Below are 13535 nucleotides of genomic sequence, written 5' to 3'. Positions count from 1 at the left end.
CCGACGGACTGCCGCCGCCTGTTGGTGCCTGCCCGCGGATCAGTCGCGGAACCGGGAGGTGATCGGATAGCGCCAGTCGCGGCCGAACGCGCGACGGGTGACCCGGATGCCCACCGGCGCCTGACGCCGCTTGTACTCGTTGACCCGGATCAGCCGCACCACCCGCTCGACCGCCTCACGCGGGTAGCCTGCCGCGAGGATGTCGTCGCTGCTGCGGTCTTCCTCCATGTACATCCGCATGATGCCGTCGAGGATGTCGTACTCGGGAAGCGAATCCTGGTCTTTCTGATCCGGGCGCAACTCGGCGCTGGGCGGCCGGGTGATGATCCGCTCCGGAATCACCGGCGAAACCCCGTTGCGGTAGGCGCACAACCGGTAGACCAGGGTCTTGGCGATGTCCTTGATGACCGCGAAGCCGCCGGCCATGTCGCCGTACAGGGTGCAGTAGCCCACCGCCATCTCGCTCTTGTTGCCGGTGGTGAGCACGATGGAACCATGCTTGTTCGACAGCGCCATGAGCAGGGTGCCGCGGATGCGCGCCTGGATGTTCTCCTCGGTGGCATCAGGCTGGCGACCGGCGAATTCCGTGGCCAGGGTGCCGAGGAAGGCATCGAACACCGGCGCGATCGGGATCTCGTCGTAGCGCACGCCCAGCCGCGCGGCCATGTCGCGGGCATCGATCCAGGAGATGTCGGCGGTGTAGCGCGAGGGCATCATCACGGCGCGCACCCGGTCGGCGCCCAGCGCATCGACCGCCACAGCCAGCACCAGGGCGGAGTCCACCCCGCCCGAAAGACCGATGAGCGCGCCCGGAAAGCCGTTCTTGCCGAGGTAGTCGCGCACACCGAGCACCAGTGCCTGGTAGACCTGCGCCTCCAGGGAAGCCACCGGCTCGCAGCGGCCGGGCATGGCGTCGGCGGGCTCGCCCGCGCCGCCGGTGATGCCGACCATCAGCAGGTCGGGCTCGAAACCCTTCGCCTGCGCGGCGAGTTCGCCGCTGCGGCCCAGCGCGAAGGAAAAGCCGTCGAACACCAGTTCGTCCTGACCGCCCACCAGGTTGGCGGCGATCATGGGCATGCCCTGCGCGCTGACATGGGCGCGCGCCACATCGAGCCGCAGGTGCTGCTTCTCGAGGTGGTAGGGGGAGGCATTGAGCACCAGCAGCGCCTCGGCGCCAGCCTGACGCGCGGCCTGCGGGGCAGCGGCGAACCAGAAGTCTTCGCAGATGACCACCCCGAACCGCACGCCATCGACTGCGAACACCAGCGGCTGGACGCCGGGCTGGAAGTAACGCTGCTCGTCGAAGACATCGTAGTTGGGCAGCTCGCGCTTGTGGTACTCGCCCACCACGCGGCCGCGATGCAGCACCAGCGCGGCATTGCGCCGAGCACCCTCGCGGCGCAGCGGCGCACCGACCACCAGGTGCAGATCGAGGTCCTGGCACTCGGCGAGGATTCGGTCCAGCGCAGCCTCGGCGCTGGCATAGAATGAGTCGCGCAGCAGCAGGTCTTCCGGCGGATAGCCGCACAACGAGAGCTCGGGCGTGAGCAGCAGCCGCGCGCCCTGCGCCGCGGCGGCGCGGGCGGCCTCGATGATGCGGCCGGCATTGCCGCTGAAATCACCGACGATCTGATTGAGTTGCGCGGCCGCGATGAGAACGGTCATGGAGCGGGTGTGCCTGGAACGGGTCGCAAGGAACAGCGGGGAATCGGTGGCCGGGAGCTGTGCCCCCCATGAGCGTCCACTCGCCTGATTATCGCACGCGCCTGCTGGCCGGCATTGACGAAGTCGATGCCGCGCAGTGGGATGCGCTGCTGCCACCCGACCCTCCGCCCTTCGTGCGGCACGCCTTCCTGGGCGCGCTCGAGGCCACCGGCTGCGTGGGCCCGGGCACCGGCTGGACGCCCTGCCACCTGGCCCTGTTCAGCCCCGACGGCCGGCTGGCAGGCGCCACCCCGCTCTATCGCAAGACCCACTCCTGGGGCGAGTACGTGTTCGACTGGGCCTGGGCCGACGCCTACGAGCGGCACGGCCTGCGCTACTTCCCCAAGCTGCTCGGCGCCATCCCCTTCACGCCGGTGACCGGGCCGCGCCTGCTCGGCCGCGATGCCCCTGCTCGCCAGGCCGTGGCCGAGGCGCTGATGGCCCACGCCCGCGGCTCGCGGCTGTCGTCGCTGCATGTGCTCTTTCCCGACGAGGCCGAGGCGGCGCTGCTCGCGCAGGCAGGCTGTCTGGTGCGTCAGGCGGTGCAGTTCCATTGGCACAACCACGGCTATCGCTGCTTCGACGATTTCCTCGCGGCGCTCTCGCAGCCCAAGCGCAAGAAGATCCGGGCCGAACGACGCAAGGTGGCCGAGCAGGGCATCACCCTGCGCCGGCTGACGGGCGCGGCGATCACCGACGCGCACTGGCGCTTCTTCGATCGCTGCTACCAGTCCACCTACCAGGCGCACGGCTCCTCACCCTACCTGAACCTGGCGTTCTTCCAGACCCTCGGACGGCTGATGCCCGAGGCACTGGTCATGGCGGTGGCCGAGCGGGCCGGCGAGCCGATCGCCGCCAGCCTGCTGATGCGCAGCCGCGATCGCCTGTACGGCCGCTACTGGGGCGCGGTGGCACCCGCGCCCTTCCTGCACTTCGAGTGCGCCTACTACCAGGCGATCGAGGCCGCCATCGAACTGGGCATCGGGGTGATCGAGGGCGGCGCCCAGGGCGAGCACAAGATGGCCCGTGGCTTCCTGCCGGTGGCCACCCGGTCGGCGCACTGGCTGCGCGAGCCGGCCTTTGCCGACGCCGTGGAGCGATTCCTGGCCCGCGAGGGTTCGATGGTGGATGCGTATCTCGACGAACTGAACGAGCGTTCGCCGTTCGGCCGCGCCGGAAACCCGACGGGCAGCGCCGGCTAGAACCGCGGCTTCTCGTCGGCGCGCCGGTAGGCGCGCACGCCGTTCATGATCTCGGCGTGGGCTTCCTCGGGACCGCCCCAGCCCAGCACCTTGACCCACTTGCCGGCCTCGAGGTCCTTGTAATGCTCGAAGAAGTGCTGGATGGTGGCCAGGCGCTCCGGTGCGAGGTCATCGTGCTTGCGCCAGTGCTTGTAGATGGGCAGGATCCGGTCGATCGGCACCGCCAGCAGCTTGGAATCGCCGCCCGCCTCGTCCTCCATGCGCAGCACACCGAGGGCGCGGCAGCGGATCACCGCGCCCACCGCCACCGGAAAGGGCGTGATCACCAGCACATCCACCGGATCGCCGTCATCGGCGATGGTGTGCGGGATGTAGCCGTAATTGCAGGGGTAGTGCATGGAGGTCATCATGAACCGGTCCACGAACAGCGCCCCGGTCTGCTTGTCGACCTCGTACTTGATCGGGTCGGCCGCCATCGGGATCTCGATGATCACGTTGAAGTCGTTGGGGATGTCGCGGCCGGAATCGACCCGATCGAGATTCATGGCAGGGCTCCGCTCAGATGTGCTCAACCGGGCATGATAACCCGCCCGCCCAACCACCCGAATCCGCCATGACCCCAGACACCCTCCACGGCCAGCACCTCATCGACAACCAGCGGCGCGCCGCCGTGAGCGGCGAGACCCTGCCGGTGATCGATCCCTCCACCGGCCAGACCTGCGGCAGCATCGCCCGCGGCCAGGCCGCCGACATCGATCTGGCCGTGGGTGCGGCAAGGCGCGCTGCCGACGGCGAGTGGGGCCGGATGGCACCCGCCACACGCTCCCGGCTGCTGCTGCGCCTGGCGGCGGTGGTGGAATCGGAGCGGGAATCGCTGGCCCAGATCGAATCCCTCGACACCGGCAAGCCGATCGGCCAGGCCCGCGCCGATGCCGGCGCGCTGGCGCGCTACTTCGAGTACTACGCCGGCGCGGCCGACAAGCTGCATGGCCAGACCATTCCCTACCAGCCGGGCTACACCGTGCTCACGGTGCGCGAGCCGCACGGGGTCACCGGCCACATCATTCCCTGGAACTACCCCATGCAGATCTTCGGGCGTTCGGTGGGCGCGGCCCTGGCCACCGGGAACGCCTGCGTGGTCAAGCCCGCCGAGGATGCCTGCCTGTCGCTGCTGCGGGTGGCCGAGCTCGCCGCCCAGGCCGGTCTGCCGGCCGGCGCGCTGAACATCGTCACCGGGCTGGGCGCCGAGGCCGGCCAGGCGCTGGCCGAGCACCCGGGCGTCGACCACCTCTCGTTCACCGGCTCGACCACCACCGGCCGCAAGGTGGCCCAGGCCGCGGCCCAGCATCACTGCCCGGTCACGCTCGAGCTCGGCGGCAAGTCGCCGCAACTGGTGTTCGAGGATGCCGATCTCGATGCCGCGCTGCCGGTGCTCGTGGCCGCCATCATCCAGAACGCCGGTCAGACCTGCTCCGCGGGCAGCCGGGTGCTGGTGCACCAGTCGCTGCACGAAACCCTGGTGGAGCGCCTCGCGCAGCGCTTCGCCGCCCTGCGTGCCGGTCCGGCCCACGCCGACCTCGACCTCGGTCCGCTGGTCTCGCGCCGGCAACTGCAGCGGGTATGGGACTTCCTGTCCGACGCCCAGAGCAGCGGCCTGAGCGTGGCCGCCCAGGGCACGGTGGTCGAGAGCGCGCCTGCCGGCGGCTTCTACCAGGCGCCGGTGCTGCTCGACCGGGTGCCGGCCAACAACCGGCTCTTCCAGGAGGAGATCTTCGGGCCGGTGCTGGTGGTCACGCCCTTTGCCGACGAGGCGCAGGCGCTGGCCCTGGCCAACGCCACCCGCTACGGGCTGGTGGCCGGGATCTGGACCCGCGATGGCGCCCGCCAGCTGCGACTGGCGCGGGCGCTGCGCGCCGGCCAGGTCTTCATCAACAATTACGGCGCCGGCGGCGGCGTCGAGCTGCCCTTCGGCGGGGTGGGCGCAAGCGGCCACGGCCGCGAGAAAGGCTTCGAGGCGCTCTACGGCTTCACCGCCCTCAAGACCGTGGCCATCCGCCACGACTGACCCGCCGGCGGCTGGCCGCCGGTTTCCCTTCCGATCAAGGATTGCCCATGAGACTCAGCAGCAAGGTCGCGATCGTCACTGGTGCCGGCTCCGGCTTCGGTGAAGGCATCGCCCGGACATTCGCCCGCGAGGGCGCGCGCGTGGTGGTCAACGATGTCGATGTCGCCAACGGCGAGCGGGTGGCCGCAGCCATCCGCGCCGAGGGCGGGCAGGCCTGCTTCGTGCGGGCCGATGTCGCCAGCGGCGACGACATGCGCGGCCTGCTCGAGGCCACGCTCAAGGCCTGGGGCGAGCTGCACATCATGGTGAACAACGCCGGTGTGTCGCACCGCAACCAGTCGCTGCTCACCGTCGAGGAAGACGAGTTCGACCGCGTCTACCGGGTCAATGTGAAGAGCCTGTACTGGAGCGCGCGGGTGATGACCCCGTACTTCAAGGAACGCGGCGGCGGCGTGTTTCTGACCATCGCCTCCACCGCCGGCGTGCGGCCGCGGCCGGGACTGGTCTGGTACAACGGCAGCAAGGGGGCGGCGATCGTCACCTCCAAGGCGATGGCCGTGGAGCTTGCGCCCTTCGGCATCCGGGTCAATGTGATCAACCCGGTGGCTGGCGAGACGCCGCTGCTGGCCACCTTCATGGGCGAGGATACGCCCGAGATCCGGGCCCGCTTCGTCAGCAGCATTCCGCTGGGCCGCTTCTCGCAGCCGCGCGACATCGCCAATGCCGCGCTGTTCCTGGTCTCGGATGACGCCGACTTCATCACCGGCGCCTGCCTGGAGGTCGACGGCGGCCGCTGCGTCTGAGACGGGGCTGCGGCGCGGCCGCTGCGTCTGGGGGGCGGGTGCCGCGCAACCGCCACCGGACGGCGCAGCCGCAAACCGTCAACGGCCATGCCGACCGGCTGCCTTCAGTCGGCGGGCGCTCGCCAGAGCGCCGCGGCTCGGTAGTGCCGGGCAGCCTCGTCGGCCTCTCCCGTGCGCTCGGCAAGCTCGGCCAGCGCGAGGCGCACCGCACGGTCGTCGCGCGCAGCCTGGCTGCGACCGAGATAGTCGGCCGCCTTGCCCCAGAGGGACTCGGCCGTGCACAGACGCCCCAGCGCAAGGGTGATGTCGGGATCATCGCCGTGCTGCTCGCGCCAGCGCTCGGCCTGCTGCAGGCGTTCGAGCGCAGGCACTTCGGTGAGCCCGGCATGGGCGTGGAGCAGGCGGGCCGAGAAGCCGGCCGCGAGCGCGCTTTCGAGCAGGCGCCGGGCATAGGCCGCGTCGCCCGCGCGGGCGAAGGCCAGCGCCGCCGCTTCGGCCACCTCGGGCAGTTCGCGCTCCTCGGCGCGCAGCTCCTGCCAGAAGGCGCGCACGCCTTCGGCGTCATCGCCACGCAGGCCGATCAGGGTGCGGCAGGCGCGCACCCGCAGACCGCGGATGGCCGCCGGATGCAGCACATCGCGCTTTTCGAGCTGGCGCAGCACCCGCAGCACCCGGGGCCAGTCGCCGGCCTGCTCGTAGGCGCGCAGCGCCACCCGCAGGGCATGGATGTGCCGCATGCCGCGCGAATGCAGACGCTCGATGCCATGGATGGCGCGGGCCGCATCCTGCTCTTCGAGGGCGAGTTCAGCGCCCGACATGAGACCGGCATGCAGCGTGCCGCGATCGGTTTCGGCCAGCGCGAGCCAACGGTCTCGGCGCTCGAATTCGCGCATGCGATGCGCCGCGCGGGCCGCCACCAGGGCCGCCGGGCCGGCAAGGCGTTCATCATCGCGGGCCTGCTGAGCCAGCCGCTCGGCGCGGCCGAATCGGCCCTCGTAGAGCGCCAGCACCGACTCGCGCAAGGCCACCACGGCGGCATCGCGCAGCCGGCGCTCACGGTACTCGCGCACCCGGGCCGGGAGATCGAGCGCGTTGGCCAGGGCCACCAGCAGCAGATGCAGGGCCGCGAAGCCGGCCACCAGCACCACCAGCGCAAGGTTGACCGAGACATCGAGCCGGTACGGCGGCCAGAAGATGGCGACATTGCCATGGTTGACCCGCATCAGCAGCGCCAGACCGACCGCAGCGCTGACCAGCAGCAGGGACCAGATGATCGCGCGCACGACAGCGTTCCGTGAGGCAGCCCGACCGGTCGACGGTCAGGGATTGTTCTCGAGGGCGGTGCGCGCGGCGCGAACCGCCGCCAGCGTGTCGCCCAGCGATGGGATGTCGGGCGCGATGCGTGCCGACTGCAGCTGGCGCAGCGCCGCGATGGCATTGGCCACCGAACGCTGATCACGGTCGTAGTGGGTGCCGAGCCAGGACAGGGCCCGTTCGAGGTCGCTGCGATAGACCGCCTCCAGGCGCGACAGCAGCGACACCCGCACCGAGAGCAGCAGCAGCCGCAGGTTCTGGCGCAGGAAGTACTGCTGATCGGGGGCGAGCAGCAGGGTATCGGGCGTGTCGGCGCGGTTGACCCGGAAGAGCTGCGAGAGCTCGGCGAGCAGCGCATCGAGGCCGCGCCGCCCGGTGGAGGCCAGACCCTCCAGGCTGAACCGGCGCTCGGCCTGGGCCGGCGCGGGATCGGCCACCCGTGCCGCGGGCGGCGCGGCGCTGGCCATCAGCGGCAGCTGGTCGACGACGGCCGTGATGGTGTCCAGGCGCAGGGCCAGACCCACCAGATCGACCGCGGGCAGCGCCTTCAGCCGATCGATGTCCCGCTGCAGCAGACGCCGCAGCCCGATCGCCTGCGGCTGGCGGATGCGCGCCAGGCGGCCGTCGGCATCGGCGAGCGCCACCAGCGCGCCCTGCACATTGCCGCTCACCACCAGCTGCTGCGAGGCGATCGCGAGGGCGTTCTCGACCTCGGCCAGCACCGAGTCGAGCGAATCATGGGAGATGCTGCGATAGAGGCTCTCGAGCTGCGCCTGCCGGCCCAGGGCCTCCGTGAGCTTGCCCTCGAGCACGGCGGCGCGCGCCTGCAGATCGCGGGCCTGATCCTGGGTGAGCCGCAGCTGGGTGTCGAGCTGCGCGGCCCGTGCGTCGGCGCTCTGCAGCCGCCGCGCCGCTTCCTGGGCGATGCCGCCGGTACGCTGCCATTGCACGAGCACCAGCAGCAACGCGAGCACCGCCAGCCCCAGCGCGATCCACGCCGGGCGGGCACGCGCCTGCGACAGGCCGGCGCGCAGGCCGGCGAGGACGCGGGAGAGCACTGGCGAGGCCACGACGCGGGCGGCCGGCTCGGGTCCGCCGGCGACGGGCGCGGGCTGACCGGCGACCGGATCGGTCGGCGTCGGGGATGGCTCGGGTGCTTGCGACAAGGCAGGAGACGAAGAATTCAGGAAGACCGGGCCGAACCGCCGGCGTCGATGCCTTCCCGAGCTCCCGATTCTAACGCGGCCAGCAGGCCGGCCTCACCCGGTTCGATCAGCCGCACGCGGGCCCAGCCCCGTTGCCGCAGCCCCTCGGCCAGTCGGGGATGCACCGTGAGCGCCAGCGCCAAGGCCCTGCCCGCCTCCGGCAGGGCCTCGGCGAGCTGCTCGATCGCGTCGCGCGCGGTGAACACGAACACCGCCGGCGGACCGTCTGCCGGCCTGACCAGCCAGTCGGCGGCGCGGCTCAGATCGGCGCGTGGCAGGCTCAGGGCCGTTGCCTGATGCACCGCCACCACGCTCAGCTGCGCGCCGCGAGCGCGCAGCGTGTCGATCCAGTCGTCGCGGCCGCGCTCGCCGCGCAGCACCATCATGCGCAGGCCCGCCGGCCGATCGAAGGGTGGCTGGGCGATCAGCGCACCGGCATCGAAGGGCGGGCTCTCGGGCAGGCACCACCGGAGCGCCAGCGCCTCGGGATCGAGCCCCCGGTCGCGCAACGCCGTCGCGGTGCCCGGTCCGATCATCGCCAGACCGGCCCGCGGCTGCCAGCCGCCGGGCTGGGCAAGCAGCACCGGCAGGGCGGCCTCGACCGCACCCGGACTGACGAAGATCAGCCAGTCGGCTTCGCGGCTGGCGGCGAGCGCCTCGGCAGCGGGGGATTGCGCCGCCAGCGGCGTCAGATGACGGACCGGCAGCGCCACGACCTCATGGCCGCGCGCGCGCAGCGCCTGCGCGAGCGCTGCGCAGCGCGGCTGCGGCTGGGTGAGGACTATCCGCACGCCCCTCACCCGCCCGCCCGCGGTCGCGCTCAGGCCGGGGCAGGCAGCAGGGCGCGGGCGCCCTGCGCGGTGAGCAGGTCGGCCACCTCGCGGCCGAGCGTCTCGGCACTGTCGATGTCATTGCCCGTGCAGCTGCGCTCGGCCTCGACCAGCTGGGTGCCATCGGTGCTGGCCACGCAGGCCCGCAGCCTGAGCCCGCCTTCGGGGCGGGCCACGCAGTAGGCGGCCAGCGGCACCCGGCAGCTGCCGCCGAGCAGGCGCGAGAGCATGCGCTCGGCGCTGACCTGGGCCCAGGTGGGCGGATGCGCCAGCGCCTGAACCCAGCCGGCGACATCGGTGCGGGCACTCAGGCACTCGATGCCGAGCGCGCCCTGACCGGCCGCCGGCAGGCTGGCCGTCTCGGGCACGATGGCGCGGATGCGATCGGCCAGGCCCAGTCGCTTGAGGCCCGCGGCCGCCAGGACGATGGCGCCGTACTCGCCGCGGTCGAGCTTGGCGAGCCGGGTATCGAGATTGCCGCGCAGGGGCTGCACATCGAGGGCCGGAAACCGGCGACGAATGAGCGCCGCCCGGCGCAGGCTGGAGGTACCCACCCGCGCACCGGCAGGCATGGCCTCGAGGCCGGCATACCGGGTGGACACGAAGGCGTCGCGCGGGTCTTCGCGCTCGAGCACCGCCGCCAGCATGAAGCCCGGCGGCAGCTCCATGGGCACATCCTTGAGGGAGTGCACCGCGAGGTCAGCCCTGCCCTCGGCCAGGGCAACCTCGAGCTCCTTGGTGAACAGGCCCTTGCCACCGATTTCGGAGAGCGCGCGGTCGAGGATGCGGTCGCCCTCGGTGGTCAGCCCATGGATGTCCACCTGTGTGCCGGGATAACGGGCCTGGAGCAGCGCCTGCACATGGCGGGCCTGCCACATGGCCAGCCGGCTCTCACGGGAGGCGATGACGAGGCGGGCGGGCGCGGCAGCGGGAGGGTTGGCAGATGGCATGGAAGACCAGGGAAGGACTGTCGCGCCCCGAGGGGATCAGGTGACCAGGTTCTTGACGGTGGACCACTGGCGCCGGCTGACCGGCAGGCGCTCGGGGATGTCACGCAGCACCACCTGCCAGTAGGGATCACCGCCCTCCTCGTCGCCCGTGGGCGTGACCCGCTCGAAGCCGGCGATGGAGGGCCGTGCGACCAGCGCATTGCGGTGGATGCGCACGAATCGGTCGATGAACTCCTCCTCGAGCGAGGTCAGCGACTCTTCGATCAGGAACTCGCGCTCGCGGGTGCGCACGGTGATGTACTTGAGCTCGGCCTTGAGATAGACCACCTGGTCGAGCGGCACCAGGATCACCCGGCCACGCTCATGCACGCTCAGGTGCCGGCGCCGGATGTTGGCCGCGCGCGCGAGCTGGTCGATGGCCTGGATCTGGTCGGCGGGCAGGCGGGTCATCGCGCGCTTGAGCGCTTCGAGGAGGCGCTGCGCACGCACCGGCTTGAGCAGGTAGTCGATGGCCCGAACCTCGAAGGCATCGACCGCGAACTCCTCGAAGGCGGTCACGAAGATCACCAGCGGCATCGGCCTGGGGGTCTCGGAGGCCGCGGCACGGGCGGACACATGGCGTGCCAGCTCGATGCCCGTCATGCCGGGCATCTGCACATCGAGCAGAACCAGCTGAGGGTTGTAGAGGTCGATCTGCGAGAGCGCCTCGGGCGCGTTGGCGGCCTCGGCCACGATGCGATGGGGAAACTCGGGGGCGAGGTCAGCCAGCAGTTCGCGCAGCCTTGCGCGAGCCACGGGCTCGTCATCAACGATAAGGACTGAAATGGCGTCGGACATCGCGGCGTCGCCTCTCTTTTCGGTAGGGGAATTCAAGCAGCACGCGGAACTGACCGTCGGCTGCGCCAGTCTTGAGTTCGGCCTCCATATCGTACAGCAGCATCAGACGCTCCCTGACATTGGAGAGCGCCATCTGGTTTCCGGATCGGGTGGGAGGCCGGTCGGGGATGGGATTGAGGATCTCGACCCTGATGCGCTCGCCCACACGGGCGATGCTGACCGAGATGAGGCCGGGCTCGGAACTCGGCTCGATGCCGTGGTGAACGGCGTTCTCGATCAGCGGTTGCAGCAGGAGCGAGGGCAGCAGCGCGTCGCCGGGCATGTCCTCGAGATGCCAGTTGACCTGCAGGCGCTCGCCAAGCCGCAACTCCTCGATGGCGATGTACTGCTGGCAGGTGACCGCCTCCTCGTCAAGAGGAACCAGTTCGCGGGTGTCGCGCATGAACACACGAAAGAGGTCGGCGAGATTCTCGAGCGTGTACTCGGCGCGGCGCGGATCGCTGCGCATCAGGCCGAGCACGGTGTTCAGGCTGTTGAAGAGGAAATGCGGCCGGATGCGCGCCTGCAGCGCCTGCAGTCGCGCATCGGCAAGCGATGGCGCGAACGACAGCGAGCGCAGCCGGAAATACTCGAAGGCCAGTGCGCTCACCGCCACCGCCGCCAGACCGCGCAGCGCCAGCCAGCCCAGCAAGCCGATGCCGCGCAACTCGGGCACGAAATAGGGCGAGGCGATCAGGCCGGCGGCCATCACGAGCACCGCGGGCACCGCCAATCCGACCATCCATTGCACCCGCAGCGATCGGCCGCTGACCACCCGCCGCACGCCGCACAACGCGATCAGGCAGGCGATGGCCACCGGTTCGAGCACACCGCAGAGCACTGCGGCCCGGGTGAGCATGTCGGCGGGGGAATCACCGGTGAGCGCCGCAAGCAGCAGCGCCGCGATATTGAGCGCGACCAGGATGCGGGCGGTGATGCCGACATTGCAGCAATCAGGGATGACGGGAATATCGGCGCCGTCGGACACGCGCCGCGAAACCACGGTACCGAGAACCGGGGGCAGCTGACTGACCGGCTGCATGCAACTCCCTCTGGTCTGGCCGCACGGGCCCGGGCGATGAACCGCGCCGAGGCCGGCGCGCCGCATTGGCCTGCCCGGAATGGCCTGAGCGAGCCACGCATATAATCCTTCGATTATGACAGATCAATTCGCCAAGAAAACCGAGGCCTGGTCGGGGCGTTTCTCGGAACCCGTCTCGGAGCTCGTGAAACGGTACACCGCGTCGGTGGGCTTCGATCAGCGCCTGGCGCTGCACGACATCCGCGGCTCGCTCGCGCACGCAGCCATGCTGCACGCATGCGGACTGATCAGCGCCGATGACCTCGCCGCCATCGAGCGCGGCATGGCGCAGATCCGTGACGAGATCGAGCAGGGCCGCTTCGTGTGGCAGCTCGACCTCGAAGACGTGCATCTGAACATCGAGAAGCGCCTGACCGAGCTGGTGGGCGATGCCGGCAAGCGCCTGCACACCGCGCGCTCACGCAACGACCAGGTGGCCACCGACATCCGCCTGTGGCTGCGCGACCAGATCGACGCGCTGGTGGTGCTGCTGGCCGAACTGCAGCGCGCACTGCTGTCGGTGGCCGAGCGCCACGCCGACACCATCATGCCGGGATTCACCCACCTGCAGGTGGCCCAACCGATCAGCTTCGGCCACCACCTGATGGCCTATGTGGAGATGTTCTCGCGCGACGCGCAGCGCCTGACCGACTGCCGCGCGCGGGTGAACCGGCTGCCGCTGGGCGCCGCGGCGCTGGCCGGCACCAGCTATCCGATCGACCGCGAGCAGGTGGCGCGCGCCCTGGGCTTTGACGGCGTCTGCGAGAACTCGCTCGATGCGGTCTCCGACCGCGACTTCGCGATCGAGTTCTGCGCTGCCGCCGCGCTGGTCATGACCCATGTGTCGCGGCTGTCGGAAGAGCTGGTGATCTGGATGTCGCCGCGGGTGGGCTTCATCGACCTGCCCGACCGATTCTGCACCGGCTCGTCGATCATGCCGCAGAAGAAGAACCCCGATGTCCCGGAGCTTGCTCGGGGCAAGACCGGCCGGGTCACCGGCCACCTGGTGTCGCTGCTCACCCTGATGAAAGGCCAGCCCCTGGCCTACAACAAGGACAATCAGGAGGACAAGGAGCCGCTCTTCGACACCGTCGACACTCTGGAGCAGACCCTGCGGATCTTCGCCGAGATGGTCGCCGGCATCGAGGTGCGCCCCGAACGCATGCGTCAGGCCGCGGCCGAGGGCTTCTCCACCGCCACCGACCTCGCCGACTACCTGGTCCGCCGTGGTCTGCCGTTCCGGGACGCGCACGAGGCCGTGGCACGGGCAGTGCGGCATGCCGCCGACCAGGGCGTGGACCTGTCGGCGCTGCCGCTGGCCAGCCTTCAGCGCTTCGCCCCCGAGATCGCCGACGATGTCTTCGCCGCCCTCACCCTGGAGGGCTCGGTGGGCTCGCGCAATCACATCGGCGGCACCGCGCCGGTGCAGGTGCGGGCCGCGATCGCCCGCGCCCGCACCCGCCTGGGCTGAACCCCACCGCCGTCGCGGGCAGGGAAAGTCCCGA

General features: G+C 70.7%; 12 protein-coding genes. 4 read left to right on the top strand and 8 right to left on the bottom strand.

Going from position 1 to position 13535, the window contains the following annotated elements:
* Positions 1 to 39: 39 nt before the first annotated feature.
* Complete coding sequence (locus tag AC2H6A_RS01475; protein WP_484271353.1) at positions 40 to 1665, bottom strand: NAD+ synthase; 1626 nt, start codon at positions 1663 to 1665, stop codon at positions 40 to 42.
* A 68-nt stretch (positions 1666 to 1733) separates the two neighbouring features.
* On the opposite strand from AC2H6A_RS01475, the gene AC2H6A_RS01470 reads away from it, so the two are divergent.
* Complete coding sequence (locus tag AC2H6A_RS01470; protein WP_484271352.1) at positions 1734 to 2906, top strand: GNAT family N-acetyltransferase; 1173 nt, start codon at positions 1734 to 1736, stop codon at positions 2904 to 2906.
* Here AC2H6A_RS01470 and ppa read toward each other — a convergent pair.
* The gene (gene ppa / locus AC2H6A_RS01465) at positions 2903 to 3451 is read right to left on the bottom strand and encodes an inorganic diphosphatase (protein ID WP_484271351.1); all 549 of its coding nucleotides are present in this window, start codon (positions 3449 to 3451) and stop codon (positions 2903 to 2905) included. The two genes, AC2H6A_RS01470 and ppa, sit on opposite strands and share 4 nt — an antisense overlap.
* 68 nt (positions 3452 to 3519) lie before the next feature.
* On the opposite strand from ppa, the gene AC2H6A_RS01460 reads away from it, so the two are divergent.
* Together AC2H6A_RS01460 and AC2H6A_RS01455 are read left to right on the top strand one after the other, a co-directional pair.
* Positions 3520 to 4971: an aldehyde dehydrogenase family protein gene (locus tag AC2H6A_RS01460; protein ID WP_484271350.1), complete on the top strand. Its 1452-nt coding sequence runs from the start codon at positions 3520 to 3522 to the stop codon at positions 4969 to 4971.
* A 47-nt stretch (positions 4972 to 5018) separates the two neighbouring features.
* Positions 5019 to 5774 carry a glucose 1-dehydrogenase gene (locus AC2H6A_RS01455; RefSeq protein WP_484271349.1) on the top strand — a complete coding sequence of 252 codons (756 nt, stop codon included), beginning with the start codon at positions 5019 to 5021 and terminating at the stop codon, positions 5772 to 5774.
* A gap of 104 nt (positions 5775 to 5878) precedes the next feature.
* Here the strand turns inward: AC2H6A_RS01455 and AC2H6A_RS01450 are convergent, their stop codons facing one another.
* From AC2H6A_RS01450 to AC2H6A_RS01425, 6 genes are all read right to left on the bottom strand, one after another.
* Positions 5879 to 7057: a heme biosynthesis HemY N-terminal domain-containing protein gene (locus AC2H6A_RS01450; protein ID WP_484271348.1), complete on the bottom strand. Its 1179-nt coding sequence runs from the start codon at positions 7055 to 7057 to the stop codon at positions 5879 to 5881.
* A 36-nt stretch (positions 7058 to 7093) separates the two neighbouring features.
* Positions 7094 to 8146, bottom strand: coding sequence for a uroporphyrinogen-III C-methyltransferase (locus AC2H6A_RS01445; RefSeq protein ID WP_484271347.1), 1053 nt, complete (start codon positions 8144 to 8146; stop codon positions 7094 to 7096).
* A 125-nt stretch (positions 8147 to 8271) separates the two neighbouring features.
* Positions 8272 to 9084, bottom strand: a complete 813-nt coding sequence (locus AC2H6A_RS01440) for a uroporphyrinogen-III synthase (RefSeq protein ID WP_484271346.1) — start codon at positions 9082 to 9084, stop codon at positions 8272 to 8274.
* Between the two features lie 29 nt (positions 9085 to 9113).
* Complete coding sequence (gene hemC / locus AC2H6A_RS01435; RefSeq protein WP_484271345.1) at positions 9114 to 10073, bottom strand: hydroxymethylbilane synthase; 960 nt, start codon at positions 10071 to 10073, stop codon at positions 9114 to 9116.
* 36 nt (positions 10074 to 10109) lie between these two features.
* Complete coding sequence (locus tag AC2H6A_RS01430) at positions 10110 to 10868, bottom strand: LytR/AlgR family response regulator transcription factor (protein WP_484271344.1); 759 nt, start codon at positions 10866 to 10868, stop codon at positions 10110 to 10112.
* Between the two features lie 10 nt (positions 10869 to 10878).
* On the bottom strand, positions 10879 to 11991 hold the full coding sequence (locus AC2H6A_RS01425) for a sensor histidine kinase (RefSeq protein ID WP_484271343.1): 1113 nt from the start codon (positions 11989 to 11991) through the stop codon (positions 10879 to 10881).
* 115 nt (positions 11992 to 12106) lie between these two features.
* Here AC2H6A_RS01425 and argH point away from each other — a divergent pair, with 115 nt between their 5' ends.
* Positions 12107 to 13501: an argininosuccinate lyase gene (gene argH, locus AC2H6A_RS01420; RefSeq protein WP_484271342.1), complete on the top strand. Its 1395-nt coding sequence runs from the start codon at positions 12107 to 12109 to the stop codon at positions 13499 to 13501.
* Positions 13502 to 13535 lie beyond the last annotated feature (34 nt).

It is taken from the genome of Quisquiliibacterium sp. (assembly GCF_982640115.1).
Note: the sequence above shows the minus strand (reverse complement) of the source record. Positions and strands in the feature narration are given on the sequence as shown.

What these genes read in the sequence shown, in the direction of transcription:
- AC2H6A_RS01475 (WP_484271353.1), bottom strand. Translation starts at nt 1,665, where the DNA reads ATGACCGTTCTCATCGCGGCCGCGCAACTCAATCAGATCGTCGGTGAT.
- AC2H6A_RS01470 (WP_484271352.1), top strand. Translation starts at nt 1,734, where the DNA reads ATGAGCGTCCACTCGCCTGATTATCGCACGCGCCTGCTGGCCGGCATT.
- ppa (WP_484271351.1), bottom strand. Translation starts at nt 3,451, where the DNA reads ATGAATCTCGATCGGGTCGATTCCGGCCGCGACATCCCCAACGACTTC.
- AC2H6A_RS01460 (WP_484271350.1), top strand. Translation starts at nt 3,520, where the DNA reads ATGACCCCAGACACCCTCCACGGCCAGCACCTCATCGACAACCAGCGG.
- AC2H6A_RS01455 (WP_484271349.1), top strand. Translation starts at nt 5,019, where the DNA reads ATGAGACTCAGCAGCAAGGTCGCGATCGTCACTGGTGCCGGCTCCGGC.
- hemC (WP_484271345.1), bottom strand. Translation starts at nt 10,073, where the DNA reads ATGCCATCTGCCAACCCTCCCGCTGCCGCGCCCGCCCGCCTCGTCATC.
- AC2H6A_RS01425 (WP_484271343.1), bottom strand. Translation starts at nt 11,991, where the DNA reads ATGCAGCCGGTCAGTCAGCTGCCCCCGGTTCTCGGTACCGTGGTTTCG.
- argH (WP_484271342.1), top strand. Translation starts at nt 12,107, where the DNA reads ATGACAGATCAATTCGCCAAGAAAACCGAGGCCTGGTCGGGGCGTTTC.